The sequence below is a fragment of the Streptomyces sp. E2N166 genome, assembly GCF_003671715.1.
Lineage (GTDB): Bacteria > Actinomycetota > Actinomycetes > Streptomycetales > Streptomycetaceae > Streptomyces > Streptomyces thinghirensis.
The window spans coordinates 790,717-811,897 of the sequence record NZ_RAIF01000032.1; the positions used below are offsets into that span (position 1 = coordinate 790,717).

The 21,181-nt window shown below is 72.0% G+C and carries 16 protein-coding genes and 1 tRNA gene; 12 read left to right on the plus strand and 5 right to left on the minus strand.

Features of this window, described 5'->3' with window-relative positions:
• From EBH09_RS30520 to EBH09_RS30555, 8 genes are all read left to right on the plus strand, one after another.
• The coding region (locus EBH09_RS30520; protein WP_238697485.1) for an inositol-3-phosphate synthase at positions 1 to 1,162 on the plus strand (1,162 nt) is incomplete at its 5' end.
• Positions 1,163 to 1,314: 152 nt separating this feature from the next.
• A complete protein-coding gene (locus EBH09_RS30525) occupies positions 1,315 to 2,238 on the plus strand; it encodes an SCO3242 family prenyltransferase (protein WP_238697576.1) in 924 nt (307 codons plus the stop codon).
• 62 nt (positions 2,239 to 2,300) lie between these two features.
• On the plus strand, positions 2,301 to 3,233 hold the full coding sequence (locus EBH09_RS30530) for a sugar phosphate isomerase/epimerase family protein (RefSeq protein WP_121751079.1): 933 nt from the start codon (positions 2,301 to 2,303) through the stop codon (positions 3,231 to 3,233).
• Between the two features lie 16 nt (positions 3,234 to 3,249).
• Entirely contained in the window at positions 3,250 to 3,987 is a 738-nt protein-coding gene (locus tag EBH09_RS30535; RefSeq protein WP_121750111.1) for an EboA domain-containing protein, read from the plus strand.
• On the plus strand, positions 3,987 to 4,835 hold the full coding sequence (locus tag EBH09_RS30540) for a TatD family hydrolase (RefSeq protein WP_121750112.1): 849 nt from the start codon (positions 3,987 to 3,989) through the stop codon (positions 4,833 to 4,835). The genes EBH09_RS30535 and EBH09_RS30540 overlap by 1 nt, the downstream gene beginning before the upstream one ends.
• Before the next feature lie 3 nt (positions 4,836 to 4,838).
• Positions 4,839 to 6,011 (plus strand): metabolite traffic protein EboE, encoded by a 1,173-nt coding sequence (gene eboE / locus EBH09_RS30545; protein ID WP_121750113.1) that lies wholly within the window; start codon positions 4,839 to 4,841, stop codon positions 6,009 to 6,011.
• Positions 6,008 to 7,405, plus strand: a complete 1,398-nt coding sequence (locus EBH09_RS30550) for a nucleotide pyrophosphatase/phosphodiesterase family protein (RefSeq protein ID WP_121750114.1) — start codon at positions 6,008 to 6,010, stop codon at positions 7,403 to 7,405. The genes eboE and EBH09_RS30550 overlap by 4 nt, the downstream gene beginning before the upstream one ends.
• Positions 7,406 to 7,525: 120 nt before the next feature.
• Positions 7,526 to 8,743 (plus strand): sugar phosphate isomerase/epimerase family protein, encoded by a 1,218-nt coding sequence (locus EBH09_RS30555; RefSeq protein ID WP_193776738.1) that lies wholly within the window; start codon positions 7,526 to 7,528, stop codon positions 8,741 to 8,743.
• Positions 8,744 to 8,880: 137 nt separating this feature from the next.
• Here the strand turns inward: EBH09_RS30555 and EBH09_RS30560 are convergent, their stop codons facing one another.
• The 4 genes from EBH09_RS30560 to EBH09_RS30575 all read right to left on the minus strand — a co-directional run bounded on the left by EBH09_RS30560 (position 8,881) and on the right by EBH09_RS30575 (position 15,474).
• Entirely contained in the window at positions 8,881 to 10,275 is a 1,395-nt protein-coding gene (locus EBH09_RS30560; protein ID WP_121750116.1) for an OFA family MFS transporter, read from the minus strand.
• Between the two features lie 123 nt (positions 10,276 to 10,398).
• Positions 10,399 to 12,543, minus strand: coding sequence for an acetate--CoA ligase family protein (locus EBH09_RS30565; RefSeq protein ID WP_121751080.1), 2,145 nt, complete (start codon positions 12,541 to 12,543; stop codon positions 10,399 to 10,401).
• A gap of 4 nt (positions 12,544 to 12,547) precedes the next feature.
• Positions 12,548 to 13,780: a formyl-CoA transferase gene (gene frc, locus EBH09_RS30570; protein ID WP_121750117.1), complete on the minus strand. Its 1,233-nt coding sequence runs from the start codon at positions 13,778 to 13,780 to the stop codon at positions 12,548 to 12,550.
• An 11-nt stretch (positions 13,781 to 13,791) separates the two neighbouring features.
• A complete protein-coding gene (locus tag EBH09_RS30575) occupies positions 13,792 to 15,474 on the minus strand; it encodes a thiamine pyrophosphate-binding protein (RefSeq protein WP_121751081.1) in 1,683 nt (560 codons plus the stop codon).
• A 142-nt stretch (positions 15,475 to 15,616) separates the two neighbouring features.
• Here EBH09_RS30575 and sucC point away from each other — a divergent pair, with 142 nt between their 5' ends.
• From sucC to EBH09_RS30590, 3 genes are read left to right on the plus strand one after another with little or no spacing between them, the layout of a single operon-like run.
• Entirely contained in the window at positions 15,617 to 16,759 is a 1,143-nt protein-coding gene (gene sucC / locus EBH09_RS30580) for an ADP-forming succinate--CoA ligase subunit beta (RefSeq protein WP_121750118.1), read from the plus strand.
• Between the two features lie 14 nt (positions 16,760 to 16,773).
• Complete coding sequence (sucD, locus tag EBH09_RS30585; protein WP_121750119.1) at positions 16,774 to 17,676, plus strand: succinate--CoA ligase subunit alpha; 903 nt, start codon at positions 16,774 to 16,776, stop codon at positions 17,674 to 17,676.
• Entirely contained in the window at positions 17,673 to 19,259 is a 1,587-nt protein-coding gene (locus tag EBH09_RS30590) for an aldehyde dehydrogenase family protein (protein WP_121750120.1), read from the plus strand. The genes sucD and EBH09_RS30590 overlap by 4 nt, the downstream gene beginning before the upstream one ends.
• A gap of 34 nt (positions 19,260 to 19,293) precedes the next feature.
• Here the strand turns inward: EBH09_RS30590 and EBH09_RS30595 are convergent, their stop codons facing one another.
• On the minus strand, positions 19,294 to 20,625 hold the full coding sequence (locus EBH09_RS30595) for a DUF2254 domain-containing protein (protein ID WP_121750121.1): 1,332 nt from the start codon (positions 20,623 to 20,625) through the stop codon (positions 19,294 to 19,296).
• Between the two features lie 139 nt (positions 20,626 to 20,764).
• On the opposite strand from EBH09_RS30595, the gene EBH09_RS30600 reads away from it, so the two are divergent.
• Positions 20,765 to 20,849 (plus strand) — tRNA-Leu (locus EBH09_RS30600).
• Positions 20,850 to 21,181 lie beyond the last annotated feature (332 nt).

Sequence of the window (21,181 nt, forward strand, 5' to 3'; positions counted from 1 at the left end):
GTCCCCGCCCACCCCCTCCTCGGCCCCCCGCCTCGGTGTCTGGCTCATCGGTGCGCGCGGTTCCGTGGCCACCACCGCCGTCGCGGGCTGCGCGGCCGTCGCCGCCGGGCTCCATCCGCCGACCGGGATGGTCACCGAGACCGCTCCCTTCGCCGCGTGCGGTCTGCCGTCGTTGTCGTCCCTCGTCTTCGGCGGTCACGACACCGTCGACTGCCCGTTGCCCAAGCGTGCCGAGCACCTCGCCGCCGGTGGCGTCCTGCCGCACGGCCTGCCGTCCGCCGTACACGCCGAACTCGTCGCCGCCGACCAGGAGATCAGGCCCGGCGGCCCCCTTCCCGGGGACACGGACGGCGGCCCGGACCGCACCCAGGACGAGTGGATCGACGTGTTCGCGGCCGACATCCGCGACTTCGTGCGGCGCCAGGGCCTCGCGGGCGCCGTCGTGGTCAACGTCGCCTCCACCGAACCCGCCCCCACCGACGGCACGCTGCCGCCCAGCTCCCTGTACGCGGCCGCCGCCCTGCGCGCCGGCTGTCCCTACGTCAACTTCACCCCCTCCACGGGCCTGCACCATCCGGCGCTGGCCCCGCTCGCCGACTCCTCGGGCCTGCCCTACGCGGGCCGTGACGGCAAGACCGGGCAGACCCTGCTGCGCTCAGTACTCGGCCCGATGTTCCTGCAACGCGCCCTCGCGGTACGCGCCTGGTCCGGCACCAACCTCCTGGGCGGCGGCGACGGCGCGGCCCTCGCGGACCCCGCGGCTGCCGCCGCCAAGAACGCTGGCAAGGAACGCGTCCTCGCCGACACCCTCGGCGCCGCGCCCGAGGGCGAGGTCCACATCGACGACGTGCCCGCGCTCGGCGACTGGAAGACCGCCTGGGACCACATCGCCTTCGACGGCTTCCTCGGCGCCCGCATGGTCCTCCAGACCACCTGGCAGGGCTGCGACTCGGCGCTCGCCGCGCCGCTCGTCCTCGACCTGGCGCGGCTGGCCGCCCGCGCCCGGGAAAGGGGCCTGTCCGGCCCGCTGGGCGAACTGGGCTTCTACTTCAAGGACCCGGTGGGCAACGGTCCGGCGTCACTGGCCGAGCAGTACGCGGAGCTGGTGGGCTTCGCGGAGCGGCTGCGGGACGGCGCCGGCGCCCCCGGGGCGCAGCGGTGAGCCGCGCGGTCACCGTGGCGCGGGACGCGTCCGGGCCGGCCGGCGCCGCGGGGGGCGGCCCGGACGGCACGGACGACGCCCCGGCCCCCGGCGGCGGCACGCCCGGCGAGCCCCGCCCGGCCGGCTCCGGCCGCGCGGGCGCCTGGGCCGAACTGCTGCGCCTGCCCGCGCTGTTCACCGTCCCCGGCGACGCCCTGGCCGGCGCCGCGGCGGCCGGCGCGCGCCCGGGGCCCCGCACCCTGCTCGCCATCGGGTCCTCCCTGTGCCTGTACGAGGCCGGCATGGCCCTGAACGACTGGGCGGACCGCGCCGAGGACGCCGTGGAGCGCCCGCACCGCCCGCTTCCGTCCGGCCGCGTCCGCCCGGCCGCCGCCCTCACCGCGGCCTGCGGCCTCACCGGCGCCGGTCTGCTGCTCGCCGCCCGTGCCGGCCGGCCCGCTCTCGCGGTGGCCGCGCCGCTGGCGGCTACCGTCTGGGCCTATGACCTGGCGCTGAAGCACACGCCGGCCGGTCCCGCGGCCATGGCCGCCGCCCGCGGACTGGACCTGCTCCTGGGTGCGGCCGCGACCGGCGGCGGCACCCGCGCCGCACTGCCCTGTGCCGCTCTGCTCGGCAGCCACACCCTCGCGGTCACGGCCGTCTCCCGCCGGGAGACCACCGGCGGCTCGGCCCTGGCCCCGCTTGCGGCCCTCGCGACGACGGGGGCGCTGACCTGGTCGGTCGCCCACCGTCGCACCCGACTCCCGGCAGGCCGGCGGGCAGCAGCCGCCCCCGGCCTGCCGGGCTCCAGCCCTGCCGAGGGCCCGTTCCGAGGCACCGGCGGCGCTCTCGTCACCGCCCTGGGCGCCGCCTACGCCGCCACGGCCGCCCGTCCCTACCTCCACGCCACGCTCAACCCCTCACCCCCGCTCACCCAGCGCGCCGTCGGCGGCGGCATCCGGGCCACGATCCCGCTCCAGGCCGCGCTCGCCGCCCGTTCCGGGGCGACCGCGACATCCCTCCTGGTCGCGGCCCTGGCGCCGGCCGGCCGGATGTTCGCGAGAAGGGCGGCCATGAGGAAGGTGAGCATCACGTGAGCCGGAACCCGCACCAGGAGCCGGACGCGGGCGCGGCCGGCCACACGGCCGGCCACGCGAACGTGACCGGGCGCCCGCGGCCGAACCGCGCCGGTGCCGCCCCGCCCCCTCTCCGCTTCGGCTACGGCACCAACGGCCTCACCGACCTCCGTCTCGACGACGCCCTCGCCCTCCTCGCCGACCTCGGCTACGACGGCGTCGGCCTGACCCTCGACCACATGCACCTCGACCCGCTCGCCGACGACCTGGCCGCCCGCACCCGCCGGGTCGCGCACCGGCTGGACGCGCTCGGGCTGGGCGTCACCGTGGAGACGGGCGCCCGCTATGTGCTCGACCCGCGTCGCAAGCACGGCCCCTCCCTCCTCGACCCGGAACCGGACGACCGGGCCCGCCGCGCCGACCTCCTCGTCCGCGCCGTCCGGGTCGCCGCCGACCTGGGTGCCCACGCCGTGCACTGCTTCAGCGGCATCACCCCGGCCGGGACGGACGAGGACACGGCGTGGAAGCGGCTGGCCGAGTCCCTCTCCCCGGTCCTGGACGCCGCCGCCACCGAGGGCGTCCCCCTGGCCGTCGAACCCGAACCGGGCCACCTCCTCGCCACCCTCGCCGACTTCCACCGGCTGCGCGGCATCCTCGGCGACCGGGAGCACCTCGGCCTCACCCTGGACATCGGCCACTGCCAGTGCCTCGAACCCCTCCCTCCCGCCGACTGCGTGCGCGCCGCCGCACCCTGGCTGCGGCATGTACAGATCGAGGACATGCGCCGCGGCGTGCACGAACACCTCCCCTTCGGAGACGGCGAGATCGACTTCCCGCCCGTCCTCGACGCCCTCGCCACCACCGGCTACCAGGGCCTGACCGTCGTCGAACTGCCGCGCCACTCCCATGCGGGCCCCCACTTCGCCGAACGCTCCCTCCCCTTCCTCCGCGAGGCCGCGACAGCCACCGCACCCCCTCCCACGAACCGCTCCGGCGAGCCCTCCGCCACCCACTGAAGGGAGAGCCACACCCATGACGCAGCCACACGCCACCCACGTCACCCCGAGCACCCAGGACGCGGATGGCACCCCCGCCGGACGGGCTCCCCAGGGCACCACCCCCGCCCACATCCCGCCGGCCGACCTGCGCGCCACCCTCACCGCCGAACTCGGCGGAGCCGCCCGGGCCTGGCTGGACGAGGCCCTGGACGAGGCCGCCGCGCACCCCGGCAGCCACGGCCCCATCTCCGTCTGGGAGCTGCGCCTGGCCGAGGCGGGCCGCCGCTGCGGCCCCGCCCACGCCGACGCCGCCCGCGTCCTCGTCCTGCACGCGGCCCACGCCGACCCGGAGGCGCTGACCCGGGTCTACTCCCAGGGCACCGCCGACGAACGCCGCGCCGTCCTGCACGCGCTGCCCCACCTCGTCCCCGGCCCCGACTCCCTCCCGCTCGTCGAGGACGCCCTGCGCACCAACGACACCCGGCTGGTCGCCGCCGCCCTCGGCCCGTACGCCGCCCGGCACCTGGACCCGCACCAGTGGCGGCACGCCGTGCTGAAGTGCCTGTTCACCGGCGTCCCCGTCGGCCACGTGGCGGACCTCGACCGGCGGGCCCACGCCGACTCCGAACTCGCCCGCATGCTCGCCGACTACGCCGCCGAACGCACCGCCGCGGGCCGCCCGGTCCCCGAAGACCTGCACCGCGTCCTGGCCCTGACCGAGCCGGCGCGCTCCTCGCACGGCACGGCCGACCCCCACGGCAAGGAGTCCTGATGCGCATCTTCGACCCCCACATCCACATGACGTCCCGGACCACCGACGACTACGAGGCCATGTACGCCGCCGGTGTCCGCGCCGTCGTCGAGCCCTCCTTCTGGCTGGGCCAGCCCCGCACCTCTCCCGCCTCCTTCCGCGACTACTTCGACGCCCTGCTCGGCTGGGAGCCCTTCCGCGCCGCTCAGTACGGCATCGCCCACCACTGCACCATCGCCCTCAACCCCAAGGAGGCGAACGACCCCCGGTGCCTGCCCGTCCTCGACGAACTGCCCCGCTATCTCGTCAAGGACCGCGTCGTGGCGGTCGGTGAGATCGGCTACGACTCGATGACCCCGGCCGAGGACACCGCCCTGGCCACCCAGCTCGGGCTCGCCGCCGAACACGGCCTGCCCGCCCTCGTGCACACCCCGCACCGCGACAAGCTGGCCGGCCTGCGGCGCACCCTGGACGTGGTGCGCGAGTCCGCGCTGCCCACGGACCGGGTACTGGTCGACCACCTCAACGAGACCACCGTCAAGGAGGCCAAGGACAGCGGCGCCTGGCTCGGCTTCTCCGTCTATCCGGACACCAAGATGGACGAGGCGCGGATGGTCGCCCTCCTGCGCGAGTACGGACCGGAACAGGTCCTGGTGAACTCCGCCGCCGACTGGGGAAGGAGCGACCCGCTCAAGACCCGCAAGGTCGGCGAGCTGATGCTCGACGAGGGCTTCACCGAGGACGACGTGGACCGGGTGCTGTGGCGCAACCCCGTCGCCTTCTACGGACTCAGCGGGCGGCTGGCCCTCGACGTGACCTCGGCCGAAGCCACGCACGAGGGCAACTCCATCCTGCGCGGCGGGGAGTGAGCCATGCGCTTCCGGCACCCCGACGGCTCCACCGTCCATCTCGCCTACTGCACCAACGTCCACCCCGCCGAGACCCTCGACGGCGTCCTCGCCCAGCTCCGCGACCACTGCGAGCCGGTCCGCCGCCGCCTGGGCCGGGACCGCCTCGGCATCGGGCTGTGGCTCGCCCGCGACGCCGCCCACGCCCTGGTCACCGACCCCGCCGCACTGCGCGGGCTGCGCACCGAACTCGACCGGCGCGGTCTGGAGGTCGTCACCCTCAACGGCTTCCCCTATGAGGGCTTCGGCGCCGAGGAGGTCAAGTACCGCGTCTACACACCGGACTGGGCCGACCCCGAACGCCTCGACCACTCCACGTCCCTGGCCCGCGTCCTCGCCGGCCTCCTGCCCGACGACGTCACGGACGGCACCATCTCGACCCTGCCGCTCGCCTGGCGCACCGCGTACGACGACACCCGCGCCGACAAGGCCCGCACCGCCCTGGTGACCCTCGCCGAACGCCTCGACGCCCTTGAGGAACTGACCGGCCGCTCCATCCGCGTCGGCCTCGAACCGGAACCCGGCTGTGTCGTGGAGACCACCCACGACGCCATCGCCCCGCTGACCGCGATCGCCCACGACCGCATCGGCGTCTGCGTCGACACCTGCCACCTCGCCACCTCCTTCGAAGACCCGCACACCGCCCTGGACGCCCTCACCGACGCCCGCATCCCCATCGTGAAGTCCCAGCTCTCCGCCGCCCTGCACGCCGAACAGCCCTCTGACCCCGAGGTCCGCGAGGCTCTCGCCGCCTTCGCCGAACCCCGGTTCCTGCACCAGACCCGCGCCGCCACCTCCGCCGGCCTGCACGGCACCGACGATCTCGACGAGGCCCTGGCGGACGACGGCCACCTGCCCGCCACCACGCCCTGGCGCGCCCACTTCCACGTCCCCCTCCACGCGTCCCCCGCCGCGCCCCTCACCTCCACTCTCCCGGTACTCAAGGCTGCGCTGACCCGGCTGGTCGGCGGCCCGCACCCGCTCACCCGCCATCTGGAGGTCGAGACCTACACCTGGCAGGCCCTCCCGCCCGAGCTGCGGCCCCGCGCCCGCGCCCAGCTCACCGACGGCATCGCCGCCGAGCTCACCCTCGCCCGCGAACTGTTGACGGACCTCGGCCTGAAGGAACTGCCATGACCCCACCGACCCTCTCCGACGGACCGACCCCTCTCCTCGTACTGGACGTCGTCGGCCTCACCCCTCGTCTCCTCGACCACATGCCCCACCTCAAGAAGCTCGGCCAGTCCGGCTCCCGCGCGCCGCTGGGCACCGTCCTGCCCGCCGTCACCTGTGCTGCTCAGTCCACCTTCCTCACCGGCACCCACCCGTCCGAGCACGGCATCGTCGGCAACGGCTGGTACTTCCGCGAACTCGGCGACGTCCTGCTCTGGCGCCAGCACAACGGACTCGTCACCGGCGACAAGCTCTGGGACGCCGCCCGCCGCGCCCACCCCGGCTACACCGTCGCCAACATCTGCTGGTGGTACGCCATGGGCGCCGACACCGACTTCACCGTCACCCCCCGTCCCGTCTACTACGCGGACGGCCGCAAGGAGCCCGACTGCTACACCCGGCCCCCGGCCCTGCACGACGAACTCACCGACAAACTCGGCACCTTCCCGCTCTTCCACTTCTGGGGACCCGGCGCGGACCTGGTCTCCAGCCAGTGGATCATCGACGCGACCCGGCACGTCATGGCCACCCGGCACCCCGACCTGACGCTCTGCTACCTCCCTCACCTCGACTACGACCTGCAGCGCTTCGGCCCCGACGACCCGCGGTCGCTGAAGGCCGCCGCCGACCTGGACGCGGCGCTGGCACCGCTCCTCGGCGACGCCCGCGCCGAGGGCCGCACCGTCGTCGCGCTGTCCGAGTACGGCATCACCCGCGTGAACCGGCCCGTCGACATCAACCGCGCCCTGCGCCGCGCCGGCCTGCTCGAAGTACACACGCAGGACGGCATGGAGTACCTCGACCCGATGGCCTCCCGCGCCTTCGCGGTCGCGGACCACCAGGTCGCCCATGTCTACGTGCGCCGCCCCGAGGACCTCGACGCCACCCGCGCCGCCCTCGACGGACTGCCCGGGATCGAGCAGCTCCTCGACGACGAGGGCAAGAAGGCCCACCACCTCGACCACCCGCGCGCCGGTGAGCTCGTCGCCGTGGCGGAGCCGGACGCCTGGTTCACGTACTACTACTGGCTCGACGACGACCGCGCGCCCGACTTCGCGCAGCTCGTCGAGATCCACCGCAAACCCGGCTACGACCCGGTCGAGCTGTTCATGGATCCCCTCGACCCCTACGTCAAGGTCAAGGCGGCCACCGCACTTGCCCGCAAGAAGCTCGGCATGCGCTACCGCATGGCGGTCGTGCCCCTGGACCCCTCACCTATTCGAGGCAGCCACGGCCGCCTCCCGGCGAGCGACGACGACGGTCCGCTCCTCATCTGCTCCACCCCCCGCGCTGTCGGAGACCGCGTCGCGGCCACCGATGTGAAACAACTCCTGCTCCAGCTCGCCGGACTCGGCTGACGCGGCACCACGTACGGCCCCCGAGATCCAGCTGCTGAGAGTGAAACACACGGCACTGACAACGGCCCGCCCGAGCCGCATCAGGGCAGGCCACGACCCAGAAGGCAGGCACCCGTGACCCTGTTCTCCGACCCATCGCGCACCGACGCCACCACGGACCCGGCCGTCGACGGCCCGGGCGAAGGGCTGCGCCGCAGCCTCGGCGTGGACCGGCGCCGCTTCCTCAGCACGTGCACCGCCGTGGCGGCCGGGGCCGTCGCGGCCCCCGTCTTCGGAGCCGCCCCCGCCCTCGCCCAGGACCGGGACAGAGACCACGGACACGGACATGGACATGGACACGGGCACGGGCACGGCGGGCACGTCCTCGTCCCCGCGGACAAGCGCGGCATCATCCTGTACACCGTCCGTGACGCCACCGGCCGTGACCCCCTCGCCACCGACCTGCCCTCCGGCTTCCGCGAGGTGTTCAAGCAGCTGGCGCGCCACGGCTACCGGCAGGTGGAGTTCGCCGGGTACCGCCAGCACGCCAACGCGCCCGGCGGCGCGAACCTGGAAACCGTCGAGGGCGCCAGGCTGCTGCGCTGCTGGCTCGACGACTACGGCCTGCGCGCCCAGGGCAACCACGGTTTCATCCCGTCCTCCTGGCCGCTGACCACGGCGGACAAGGACACCTTCAAGAAGCACTTGGAGATCGCGAACATCCTCGGCCTCGACCACATGGGCACCGGCGGCGACCCCACCGGCAGCTCCTACCGCGCCGACTGGGACGTGGCCGCCGACAAGTGGAACGCCCTCGGAGCGATCGCCCGCCGCGAGGGCGTCAAGCTCTACACCCACAACCACGACAGCGCCTACGGCTTCCTGCTCGACGGCGGCCCGCTGGACGACCAGGGCCGGCCGACCCGCAGCTCGGGCATCCGGAAGCTGGAGTACTTCCTGAAGGTCACCGACCCCAGGGCCGTCTGGCTGGAGATGGACATCTTCTGGGCGCACGTCGCCCAGTACAAGTTCCACACGTACACCGCACACGACGGCTCGACCCGTAAGCAGGTCTTCGACCCGGCCGGACTCGTCGCCCGCAACAACAAGCGCTACCCGCTGTTCCACGCCAAGGACGGCGTCGTCAGCACGACCAACGGCATGGGCTACGACATGGTGCCCTTCGGAACCGGCGTCATCGACTACACGACGTTCTTCTCGCGGGTCGGGCAGCGGAACTACCACAACCCGATGATCGAGGACGACAACTCCCCGAGCGCCACCGACCCCGGTCAGTCGCTGCGGGAGGCCAAGATCAGCTACGACAACCTGTCGGCCCTGCGCAAGCGGCGCCGCTAGCCGTCCCGCACGGCAGTACGGCGGCGGCCCTTCCCGTGGGACACACCTCTCGGGGAGGGCCGCCGCCGTACTGCCGCGCCGCCACCGTGCCACCGGGCGGACCCGAGCGGCTGAATGCGACCGGCTGAATGGCGCGGTCATGTCATGCCGTTTTCCTCGCCGAGCGGTTGCGGGTTGGGGGTGACGTGCTTGGCCCTGGGCCGTCCCGGCGGGTGCAGGAACAGGGCCACGAAGCCGGCGAAGATCGAGATCGAACCGGCCAGGACGAACGCACCGGCGTAGTCCCACGCGGCCACCACGACCGCGCCCATGCCCGAACCCAGCAGGCCGGAGACCAGCTTCGAGGAGTACACCAGACCGTAGTTGGTGGCGTTGTTGTTCTCACCGAAGTAGTCGGCTGTCATCGCGGCGAACATCGGGAAGATCGCCCCGCCGCCGAAGCCGGAGATGGACGAGAAGATCAGGAACAGCGGCAGGTTTCCCATGTTGCCGGAGAGCAGGATCCCGTACTGCGACAGCCCGAGGACCATGCAGACGAAGATCAGGCACTGCTTGCGGCCGTAGCGGTCGGACAGCCAGCCGATGACACCGCGGCCGGTGCCGTTGACGATGGCCTTCAGGGACATGGCGGTCGCCACGATGCCGCCCGCGAAGCCGGCCTCGTCGCCGAAGGGCACCTGGAAGGCGATACCGAAGATGTTCACACCGGAGGTGCACAGCAGACAGAACCACATGAGGGCCACACGTCCGGTCCGCCACGCCTCCACGGGGGTGTACTGGTGCACGGCGGGCGGGTTCTTCTCCAGCGCCCGCCGGGTGCGCGCGTCGGTGGGCTTCTTGAGCGGGTCGACGTCCGCGGGCCACCAGTTCTTCGGCGGGTCCTTGAAGAAGAACCCGGCGACCGCGACGACCCCCGCCAGGAAGACACCCACCGAGACCAGTACCCAGCGGAAGTTGGTGCCGTCCATGTAGCCGGTGAAGATGAAGACGAACGGCACGGACCCGTAGGCGAAACCGCCGTTGACGAAGCCCGTCTTGCCGCCCTTGCGCTCCGGATACCACTTGGCGACCATGTTCACGCTGGTCGCGTACACCATGCCGGCGCCCATACCGCTGAACATGCCGAACCCGATGTAGGCGACGATCACATGCGGCGCGAACGCGAGCGAGAGATATCCCAGCAGCGTGCCGACGGCGCCGCACATCATCGCCCAGCGGGCCGGCAACCTGCCGCTCTCCCGGAGCTTCCCGGCGGGAAAGGCCACCGCCGCCTGGAAGAACACCCAGACGCCGAGCATCCAGAAGATGTGCGCGCTGCTCCAGCTGTGGGCCGTGTGCAAGGTGTCCTCGGCGGACGCGAACGCGTACTCCGCCGAACTGATGCCCATCATGCCGACCCACGGCAGGATGACCATCCACTTGCGTTTGCGGCCCATGATGTCGATGTCGGTCTCACCGACGCGGTAGACACGTCCGTTCGCGTCGCTCACCTCTCGGTACGGAACCGAGGTCCGCAGGTCGGTCGTTGTCATGTCGTCTTGCACCCCTTGCGTTCGAAAGACCTGGCCAGCGCCCCCTGTCCATTTCCTTTCGTGCGCGCGCGGGTCCTGGGGCCGGCCGACGCGCACCGTCGGCCGGCCCCGTGCTCCCTCAGCTCATGAACCGCCCCCCAGCAGCCCCGCGGCCCGCGCCCAGCGGTACTTCGCACCGAGTACGTCCACCGGCTTCTCGGTCGTGTACGGGTACGCCACGACCCCGCGCTCGAAGAGGTACTGGCACGCCTCCTCCACCTCCACGTCGCCCGCGAGGGAGGCCACCACGGGCTTCTCGACGCCCCGCTCACGGAACTCGGCCACCACGCGCGCGGTGAGTTCGGCGAACACCATGGGGGGCGTGACGATGGTGTGCCAGTAGCCGAGGACCAGCGCGTGGATGCGCGGATCCTCCATCCCGAGCCGGATCGTCGCCTCGTACGTCGACGGCGGCTCGCCCCCGGTGATGTCCACCGGGTTGCCCGCGGCCCCGAACGGCGGGATGAACGCGCGGAACGCCGTGTCCAGGTCCGGCGGTATCTCCATCAGAGACAGCCCGTTGTCCGTCACCGCGTCCGAGAGCAGCACCCCGCTGCCGCCGGCCCCGGTGATGATCACCACGTTGTCGCCCGCGGGGGCGGGCAGCACCGGCAACGCGCGCGCGTACTCCAGCATCTCGCCCAGGCCGGGCGCCCGGATGACCCCGGCCTGCCGCAGGATGTCGTCGTACACGGCGTCGTCCCCGGCGAGCGCCCCGGTGTGCGAGCCGGCGGCCTTGGCTCCCGCCGCGGTCCGCCCCGCCTTCAGCACCACGACCGGCTTCCTCGGTACGGTCGCCCGCGCGGCCTCGACGAACGCGCGCCCGTCCTTGAGGTCCTCCAGGTGCATCGCGATGCACTCGGTGTGCGGGTCCTCACCGAACCACGTGAGCAGGTCGTCCTCGTCCAGGTCCGACTTGTTGCCGAGGCCGACGATCGCCGACACGCCCGTCTTCGTGGTCCGCGCGAAGCCCAGGATCGCCATCCCGATGCCGCCCGACTGCGAGGTCAGCGCGACACCGCCCTTGACGTCGTACGGCGTGCAGAACGTGGCGCACAGGTCCTGCCACGTCGAGTAGTAGCCGTAGATGTTCGGACCCAGCAGCCGGACGCCGTACCGCTCGGCGACCGCCACGAGCTCGTCCTGGAGCGCGTGCTCACCGGTCTCGGCGAACCCGGAGGGGATCAGTACGGCGTTGGGTATCCCCTTGCGCCCCACCTCCTCCAGGGCCGCGGGAACGAACCTCGCGGGGATCGCGAAGACCGCCACATCCACCTCACCGGGAACGTCGGTGACACTCTTGTACGTCTTGCGGCCCAAGATGTCATCGGCCCTGGGGTTCACCGGGTGGATCTCGCCCGCGAAACCGCCGTCGACCAGGTTGCGCATCACCGAGTTGCCGATCTTCCCCGGCTCACCGGACGCGCCGATCACGGCGACCGACGAGGGCTGCATCAGGCGGCGCATCGAGGTGAGGATCTCCTCGCGCGTGTACCGGCGGCGTTCCTTCGGAGTGTCGGTCGCGAGGATCACCCGGATGTCGGCGGCGACCGCGCCCTCGGGTGTGGCGATCACCGGGTTGAGGTCCACCTCGGCGATCTGCGGGAAGTCCGCGACGAGTTCGGAGACCCGGCGGATCTGCTCGGCCACCGCCCACCGGTCCACGCCGGCCTGCCCACGCACCCCGCGCAGCACCTCCGCCGCCCGGATCGAGTCCAGCATGGAAAGCGCCTCGTCGGCGTCGACGGGAGCGAGCCGGAAGGTGACGTCCTTCAACACCTCGACGAGCACCCCGCCGAGCCCGAACGCCACCACCTTCCCGAACGCCGGGTCGGTCACCGCGCCGACGATTACCTCCAGCCCCTTCGGCAGCAGTTCCTGGATCTGCACGCCCTCGATGCGCGCCGACGCGTCGTACGCGCGCGCGTTGTCGACGATCCGGCAGAACGCGGCTCGTACGTCCGCCGCGCCCTCCACCCCGACCACCACACCGCCGGCTTCGGTCTTGTGCGGGATGTCCGGCGAGACGATCTTCATCACCACCGGCCCGCCGAACCGCGCCGCGCACGCCACCGCCTCGTCGACGTCCCGCGCCAGCTCCTCGCCCGGTACGGCGATCCCGTAGGCGTCGGCGAGCACCTTGCCCTCGGGAGCGGTCAGCGCGGTGCGCCCCTCGCCGCGTACGGTGTCCAGGAGCCCGCGCACCCGACGCACCCGGTCCTCGGCCATCACGTCAGATCACCCCGTTCGACTTCAGCAGGCGCAATTCCTCGTCGCCGATGCCCAGCTCCCCGACGTAGACCGCCTCGTTGTGCTCGCCCAGCAGGGGCGAACCGGTCACCTCCACCGGGGAGTCGGAGAGCTTGAGCGGACTGCCGACGGTCACGAACTCGCCCCGCTCGGGGTGGGGGACGGTGACGACCATCTCGTTGGCCACCAGGGACCTGTCCTCGATGATCTCCTTGGTGGACAGGATCGGCCCGCACGGGATGTCGTGGGCGTTGAGCCGCTCCAGCACCTCCCACTTGGGGAGGGTGGACGACCACTCCTCGATCAGCTGGAACATCTTGTTCAGCTTCGGAAGCCGGGCCCGGGGCGTCGCCCACTCGGGGTCCTCGGCCAGCTCGGGCCGGCCGATCAGCTCGCTCAGCGGCTGCCAGCCGACCGGCTGGACGATGACGTACACGTAGTCGTTCGGGCCGCCCGGCGCGCACTTGACCGCCCACCCCGGCTGCCCGCCACCGGACGCGTTCCCCGACCGGGGAACCTCGTCGCCGAAGTCCTCGTTGGGATATTCGGCGAGTGGACCATGGGCCAGGCGCTGCTGGTCGCGCAGCTTCACCCGGCAGAGGTTGAGCACCGCGTGCTGCATGGCCACGTTCACCCGCTGACCGCGTCCGGTGCGCTCCCGCTGGTACAGCGCGGCGAGGATGCCCGCCACGACGTGCACGCCCGTGCCCGAGTCCCCGATCTGGGCCCCCGTAGCCAGCGGTGGTCCGTCCTCGAAACCGGTGGTGGACATCGATCCGCCCATGGCCTGCGCGACGACCTCGTACGCCTTGAAGGCGGTGTACGGGCCCTCGCCGAACCCCTTGACGGAGGCATAGACGATCCGTGGATTGATCTCCTTGACGCGGTCCCAGGTGAAACCCATCCGGTCGACCGCGCCCGGTCCGAAGTTCTCGACCATGACGTCCGAGCGCCGGATCAGCTCGGTGAGGATCTCCTTGCCGCGCTCGGTCTTGGTGTTGAGGGTGATGCTCCGCTTGTTGCAGTTGAGCATCGTGAAGTAGAGGGAGTCGACGTCCGGCAGATCGCGCAACTGCCTGCGCGTGATGTCACCGGTCGGCGCCTCCAGCTTGACGACGTCCGCGCCGAGCCAGGCGAGCAGCTGGGTCGCCGAGGGCCCGGACTGCACATGCGTCATGTCCAGGACGCGGATGCCCTCAAGAGCCTTCGCTGTCATGAGTGTTCACCTCACTTGTACATCGTCTGGTTCATGGTTCCGGGGGCGTACGCGTCCGGGTCGACCCAGACGTTGACCAGGGACGGTTTGCCGGACTCGCGGGCCCGGCGCAGCGCGGGGCCGATGTCGGCGGGGTCGCGGACCTCCTCGCCGTGACCGCCCAGCATCCGCGCGAACTGGTCGTACGGCACGTCGCCGAGAGTGTTGCCGACCCGCTCGCGTTCCTTGCCGTACTTGGCGGACTGGCCGTAGCGGATCTGATTCATGGAGGAGTTGTTGCCGACGATGCCGACGAAGGGGAGGTCGTAGCGGACGAGGGTCTCGAAGTCCCAGCCGGTGAGCGAGAAGGCGCCGTCGCCGAAGAGGGCGACGACCTCCTTGTCGGGCCGCGCCTGCTTGGCCGCGAGCACGAAGGGGACGCCGACGCCGAGCGTGCCCAGCGGGCCCGGGTCCATCCAGTGGCCCGGTGACTTAGGCTGCACGACCTGCCCGGAGAAGGTGACGATGTCGCCGCCGTCGCCGATGTAGACCGAGTCCTCGGTGAGGAAGTCGTTGATCTCGCTGACCAGCCGGTACGGGTGGATGGGGGAGGCGTCCGACCTGAGCTGCGGCAGCCGCTTGTCCAGCGCCGTCTGCTCGGCCGCGCGCAGTTCGTCGAGCCACTCCTTGCGCTTGGACGCGCCGTCGTTGACCCGCCCCGACGCGGCCTCGGTCACCGACTTCAGGACGAGCCCCGCGTCGCCGACGATGCCGAGGTCGATGTCGCGGTTCTTGCCGACGGTGCGGTAGTCGAGGTCGATCTGCACGACGGTCGCGTCCGGGGAGAGCCGCTTGCCGTAGCCCATACGGAAGTCGAAGGGCGTGCCCACGATGACGATGACGTCGGCGTTGGAGAAGGCGTAGCGGCGCGACAGCTGGAAGTGGTGCGGGTCGCCGGGCGCCAGGGTGCCGCGGCCGGCGCCGTTCATGTACGCCGGGACGTTCAGCGCGCGGACCAGTTCGACGGCCGCTTCGGTCGCGCGGGTGGTCCACACCTGGCTGCCGAGCAGGACGGCCGGCTTCTCCGCGTGGACCAAGAGGTCGGCGAGCCGCTCGACCGCCTCCGGGTCGCCGCCGGATCGGGTCGAGGCGCGGTAGGCCCCGGCCTGCGGGACCCGCGCCTTCTCGGTCGGCACCTTGGCGTCCAGCACGTCGCGCGGGATCTCCAGGAAGGAGGGCCCGGGCGCCCCGTGGTAGCACTCGCGGAACGCCATCGACACCATGTCGGCGGCCCGCGCGGTGTCCGGCACGGTCGCCGCGAACTTGGTGATCGGCGTCATCATGTCGACGTGCGGCAGGTCCTGGAGGGACCCCATCTTGTGCTGGGTGTGCGCGCCCTGTCCGCCGATCAGCAGCATCGGCGACTCGGCGCGGAAGGCGTTGGCGACACCGGTGACGGCGTCGGTCGTACCCGGTCCCGCGGTGACCACCGCGCAGCCGGGCTTGCCGGTGACGCGGGCGTAACCGTCGGCGGCGTGCGCGGCGACCTGCTCGTGGCGTACGTCGACGACCTCGATGCCCTCGTCGACGCAACCGTCGTAGATGTCGATGATGTGGCCGCCGCACAGCGTGTAGATGCGGTCGACCCCCTCGGCCTTGAGTGCCTTGGCAACGAGGTGACCGCCGGATATGACGTCCTGGGTGTCGTCGGGCATGGCGAAGTCCTGTCCCTTCACGAGGGGTCGGGGCGCTCTCGCGTACATTGCATACAGTCGACGAATACTGTATGAAGCTTGTTATCCCGCATCCAGTGGGTGGTGTCCAGGGGGCGTGCGGCACTTTCAGTCAGGAGCCGGAATGGACCTGTACGAACACCAGGCAAGGGAACTCTTCGAGAAACACGGCATCGTGGTGCCGAGGGCCGAGGTCACCGACTCGCCCGAACGGGCCCGTGGGATCGCCCGCGCCCTCGGTGGACGCGCCGTCGTCAAGGCGCAGGTGAAAACCGGTGGGCGGGGCAAGGCCGGCGGAGTGCGGCTCGCCGCCGACCCGGCCGCCGCCGAACACGCGGCACGCCGGATCCTCGGCATGGGCATCAAGGGGCACACCGTCGGCACGGTGATGCTCGCCGAACCGGTCGACGTCGACCGCGAGTTCTACGTCTCCTACGTCCTCGACCGCGCGGCCGGTCGCTTCCTCGCGGTCGCCTCCGCCGAGGGCGGCACGGAGATCGAGCAGGTCGCGGCCGAGCGCCCCGGGGCCGTGGCGCGGATCCCCGTCGACCCGGACGAGGGTGTGACCACGTCCACGGCGGCACGTATCGCGGACGCCGCCGGCCTGCCCCCGCAGGCCGTCGACGTACTCGTACGGCTCTGGGAGGTACTGGTCCGCGAGGACGCCCTCCTCGTCGAGGTCAACCCGCTCGTCCGGACGGCGCAGGGCGGCATCGTGGCTCTCGACGGCAAGGTCACCCTCGATGACAACGCCCTGTACCGCCAGTCCCGTTGGGGCGGCGAGCGAGTGGAGTCCGCGGACCCGCTGGAGGCGCGGGCCGCGGCCAAGGGCTTGAACTACGTCAGGCTCGACGGCGCGGTGGGCGTCATCGGCAACGGCGCGGGCCTGGTGATGTCGACGCTCGACGTGGTCGCCGGCTGCGGTGCCCGGCCCGCGAACTTCCTCGACATCGGCGGCGGTGCCTCCGCCCGGGTCATGGCCGACGGACTCTCGGTCGTCCTCTCCGACCCCGCCGTGAAGTCCGTCCTCGTCAACGTCTTCGGCGGCATCACCGCCTGCGACGCGGTCGCCGACGGCATCGTCCGGGCCCTGGAGGAGGTCACGCTGACCAAACCGCTCGTCGTACGTCTCGACGGCAACAGCGCCGCCAGGGGCAGAGCCCTTCTCGACGCACGCGCGCACCCGCTCGTCGAACAGGCCACCACCATGGACGGCGCCGCCCGCCGTGCCGCCCGACTCGCCACCGCGGCATCCACCGCCGGATAAGGAGACAGGACGACATGGCGATCTACCTCACCAAGGAGAGCAAGGTCCTCGTCCAGGGCATGACCGGCGCCGAGGGCATGAAGCACACCCGCCGCATGCTGGCCGCCGGTACCGACGTGGTCGGCGGCGTCAACCCGCGCAAGGCGGGCCGCACCGTGGAGTTCGACGAGCGGGCCGTGCCGGTCTTCGGATCGGTGCGCGAGGGCGTCGAGCGCACCGGCGCGGACGTCACCGTCGTGTTCGTGCCGCCCGCCTTCGCCAAGGCGGCGGTCGTCGAGGCCGCCGACGCCGGCATCGGCCTCGCCGTCGTCATCACCGAGGGCATCCCGGTCCACGACTCCGTCGCCTTCACCGCGTACGCCCGGACCAGGGGCACCCGGATCATCGGCCCCAACTGTCCCGGCGTGATCACGCCCGGCCAGTCCAACGCGGGCATCATCCCGCCCGACATCACCAAGTCCGGCCGCATCGGACTGGTCTCCAAATCGGGCACGCTCACCTACCAACTCATGTACGAGCTCCGCGACATCGGCTTCTCGACCTGCGTCGGCATCGGCGGCGACCCGGTCGTCGGCACCAGCCACACGGACTGCCTCGCCGCGTTCCAGGACGACCCCGACACCGAACTGGTCGTCCTCATCGGCGAGATCGGCGGCGACGCGGAGGAGCGCGCGGCGGCCTACATCCGCGACCACGTCACCAAGCCGGTCGTCGGCTACATCGCCGGCTTCACGGCGCCCGAGGGACGGACCATGGGCCACGCCGGCGCGATCGTGTCCGGGTCCTCGGGCACCGCGCAGGCGAAGAGGGACGCGCTGGAGGCCGCCGGGGTGCGGGTCGGCAGCACGCCGGCCGAGACGGCACGGCACGTCGCCGCCGCACTGGGGCGCGAAGCCCGGTACGGAGCCGTCGTATGACATCCGCCGCGGACACGACACCGGTCACGGGGACGACAGCCGCCGCGTCCGCACTCGTCCTCAAGTCCGGCGCCTGCTGGGCCGACGCCTGGCAGCGCTGTCTGGCCGTCGCACCCGAGGCGTTCCGGGACGACCGTGTCCTCAACCTCTGGAACGCGAGATGGCAGGCGGACGGCCGTGTCCTGCCCGCCACCAGCCCCGTCGACGGCACCCCGATCACCGGCCCGCCCCGGCTGGACGGCGCGACGGCCCACGAAGCCGTACGCGCGTCCCTCGACCAGCACCGTGCCTGGCGCCACGTCCCCCTGACCGAACGCCGCGCCCGCGTCGCGGCCACCCTCGACGCCCTCGCCCAGCACCGCGAACTGCTCGCGCTGCTGCTCGTCTGGGAGATCGGCAAGCCCTGGCGGCTCGCGCAGGCCGACGTCGACCGGGCCGTCGACGGTGTGCGGTGGTACGTCGACGGCATCGAGGAGATGGCCGAAGGCCGGGCCCCGCTGGACGGTCCGGTGTCCAACATCGCGAGCTGGAACTACCCGATGAGCGTGCTCGTTCACGCACTCCTGGTACAGGCACTGGCAGGCAACGCGGTCATCGCCAAGACCCCGACCGACGGCGGCGTCGCCTGTCTGACCCTGGCCTGCGCACTCGCCGCCCGCGAGGGAATCCCCGTCACCCTCGTCAGCGGCAGCGGAGGCGAGCTGTCCCACGCGCTGGTGCGGGCGCCCGAGATCGGCTGCGTCTCCTTCGTCGGCGGCCGCGACACCGGAGCCGCCGTCGCCACCGCCGTCGCCGACCTGGGCAAGCGGCACATCCTCGAACAGGAAGGACTCAACACCTGGGGCATCTGGGACTTCACGGACTGGGACACGCTCACGGCGGTGGTCCCGAGACTCTTCGACTACGGCAAGCAGCGCTGCACGGCCTACCCGCGCTTCGTCGTCCAGCGCCGGCTGTTCGACGCGTTCCTCGCGGCCTACCTCCCGGCGGTCCGCTCCCTGCGCGTCGGCCATCCGCTCGCCGTCGGGGCACCGGAGGACCCGTACCCCACGCTCGACTTCGGGCCGGTGATCAACGCGTCGAAGGCCGAGGAACTGCGGGACCAGGTCGCCGAGGCCGTCGAGCGCGGCGCCGTACCCCTGCACCGCGGCAGCACGGCGGACGCGCGGTTCTTGCCCGGCCAGGACACCTCGGCCTACGTCCAGCCGGTCACGCTCCTGGACCCGCCCCGGTCCTCGCCGCTGCACCACGCGGAACCGTTCGGCCCGGTCGACACCATCGTCCTGGTCGACACCGAGGCCGAGCTGCTCGCCGCGATGAACGCCTCCAACGGCGCGCTGGTGGCCACGCTGTCCACGGACGACCCGGCGACGTACGACAGGCTGGCGCCGCAGATCCGCGCGTTCAAGGTCGGCCACGGCGTGCCACGCTCCCGCGGCGACCGTGACGAGCTGTTCGGCGGACACGGCGCGTCATGGCGCGGGGCCTTCGTCGGCGGCGAGTTGCTGGTACGTGCTGTCACGCGGGGCCCGGCGGGGGAGCGGCTGCCCGGGAACTTCCCGGACCGCCGCCTCATGCCGTGACGGCCGTGAGCCGGGCACGCGGGGCGTCCGACGGTCAGCCGATGCCCTGCCGGTCCGGCTGAAGGCCGAAGGCCCGGTCCGCCGAGGCCGGCACGGACCGCTCGACGGCCTGCCGCAGCAGCTCGCGGTGGCGCAGCAGCGGCTCGCGCCGGTCCGGCGGAGCGAGCAGCAGCAGGTCGTCGAGACCGGCCAGCATGCGCCGTGTGACCTGCGGTGCTCCCCCGGCGGAGGCTCGGATCTCGGCGAACTCGAGATCCACCAGCTCGGTCCAGCCAGGTACGGGCTGCACCAGCCGGACCGCCCCGCGCCGGTCCCGGTGCACGACGGCGTCCAGCGACCGCCGGGACAGGGTGGCCAGGATCTGCACGACACGGTCCAGGGCCTGCACGGCGGTCGTCGGGTCGTTGACCGCGCTGGACAGCGCCCGCAGCGCGATGTCGGAGAGCTGGCGGAGTCCGAACGCCAGATCCTGGTGGAAGGTGCGCTCCACCCCGACGGACAAGGCGTACCGCAGTGCCCGGCGTGGCGGGGCCTGTCCGCCGTGCACCGCCAGGACGGGGGTGCCGGGCACGAGGAAGTCACCGATCCGCGGGATCATCCGCAGCACGACGCCGTGCTTGCGCGCCACCCGTACCAGCCGCGCGATGTGCACGTCCCGCAGCACACCGGCCTGCCCGTCGTGGGCGATCCACGCGGTCGCGGACCCGAGGGCGGGCGCCTCCCGGCCGTCCGCCGGTACGGGCATCAGCGCGGCCACCCGGAAGGACTCCGCGGCGATCCGGGCGATCACATGACTGACCCGCATCAACCGCAGCGTCGCGTTCACATACATCACGAACAGCAGCAGGCTCAGGGCGACCATGACGAGCGTGAGCACCGACTGCACCAGGGGGACCGATGTGACGATGTCGGGGTCGGCGCCGCTGTCGTAGGAGGTCAGGACGAGCAGCGTCAGGACGAAGGTGGCGAGGAAGACCGCGAAGGTCGCCTTCGTGATCCGGCTGCGGACGAAGAGCCGCACCACTCGCGGGGTGAACTGCCCGCTCGCCATCTGCACGGCGACCAGCGAGATGCTGAACACCACACCGATGAACGTCATCATCGCCGAGCCGACCGCGGACACCACCGTCTTCGCGTCGTCCGCGAACCTCAGCAGCTCGGCCAGTGTGTCGTAGTCCCCCTCGTCCCGCAGCGACCGGACGAGGGCGGCATCGAGTTCCTGGGCCACCAGCCACACCACGAAGACGCCCACCATGGCCGCGGTGGGCGCGAACCAGAACGTGTCCCGCAGATGCTCCCTGAGCGGTGACAACGCCCGCGGCCGACGACGCGGAGGAGGACTCTGGGTAATCGGCCAGTCGCTCATGGTGCGACCCTAGGCGCAGTGGGGCCGCCCGTCCCGGACCGCCGCTCGGGGGAAGGAAACGCAGGTGAAAGGCACTGCGAAACCTTGGTATGGTTGTCCATGTCGCCGCGGGGACGCCCCGCGCAGCGACAGACACCTGGTCCGGGTGGCGGAATGGCAGACGCGCTAGCTTGAGGTGCTAGTGCCCTTTATCGGGCGTGGGGGTTCAAGTCCCCCCTCGGACACAAGAGCAGGCAGAGACGAGATGCCGGCCGGGAGAGATCCCGGCCGGCATCTCGCGTTGTGCGGGCGCCTGACGAAAAGGCGATGCGGCAACCGGCCCGGCTTCCCTACACTCACATCGACATCAACATCGACGTCAAGATCAACGGCGACGTCGACACCGAGTGAGGGGAGCCGGGCCGTGCGTATCAGCACCGCTGCCGTCGTTCCCCCGTCCCGGCACGAGGTGATCCTGGTGTCTTCGCCCGTCCGGTGTCCGCTGCGCGGCCGGCACCGGAAGCCCGCGACGAGCATCTGACGCGGCATGAGCCCTGGAGGTCGTTCCTCCCGGCAT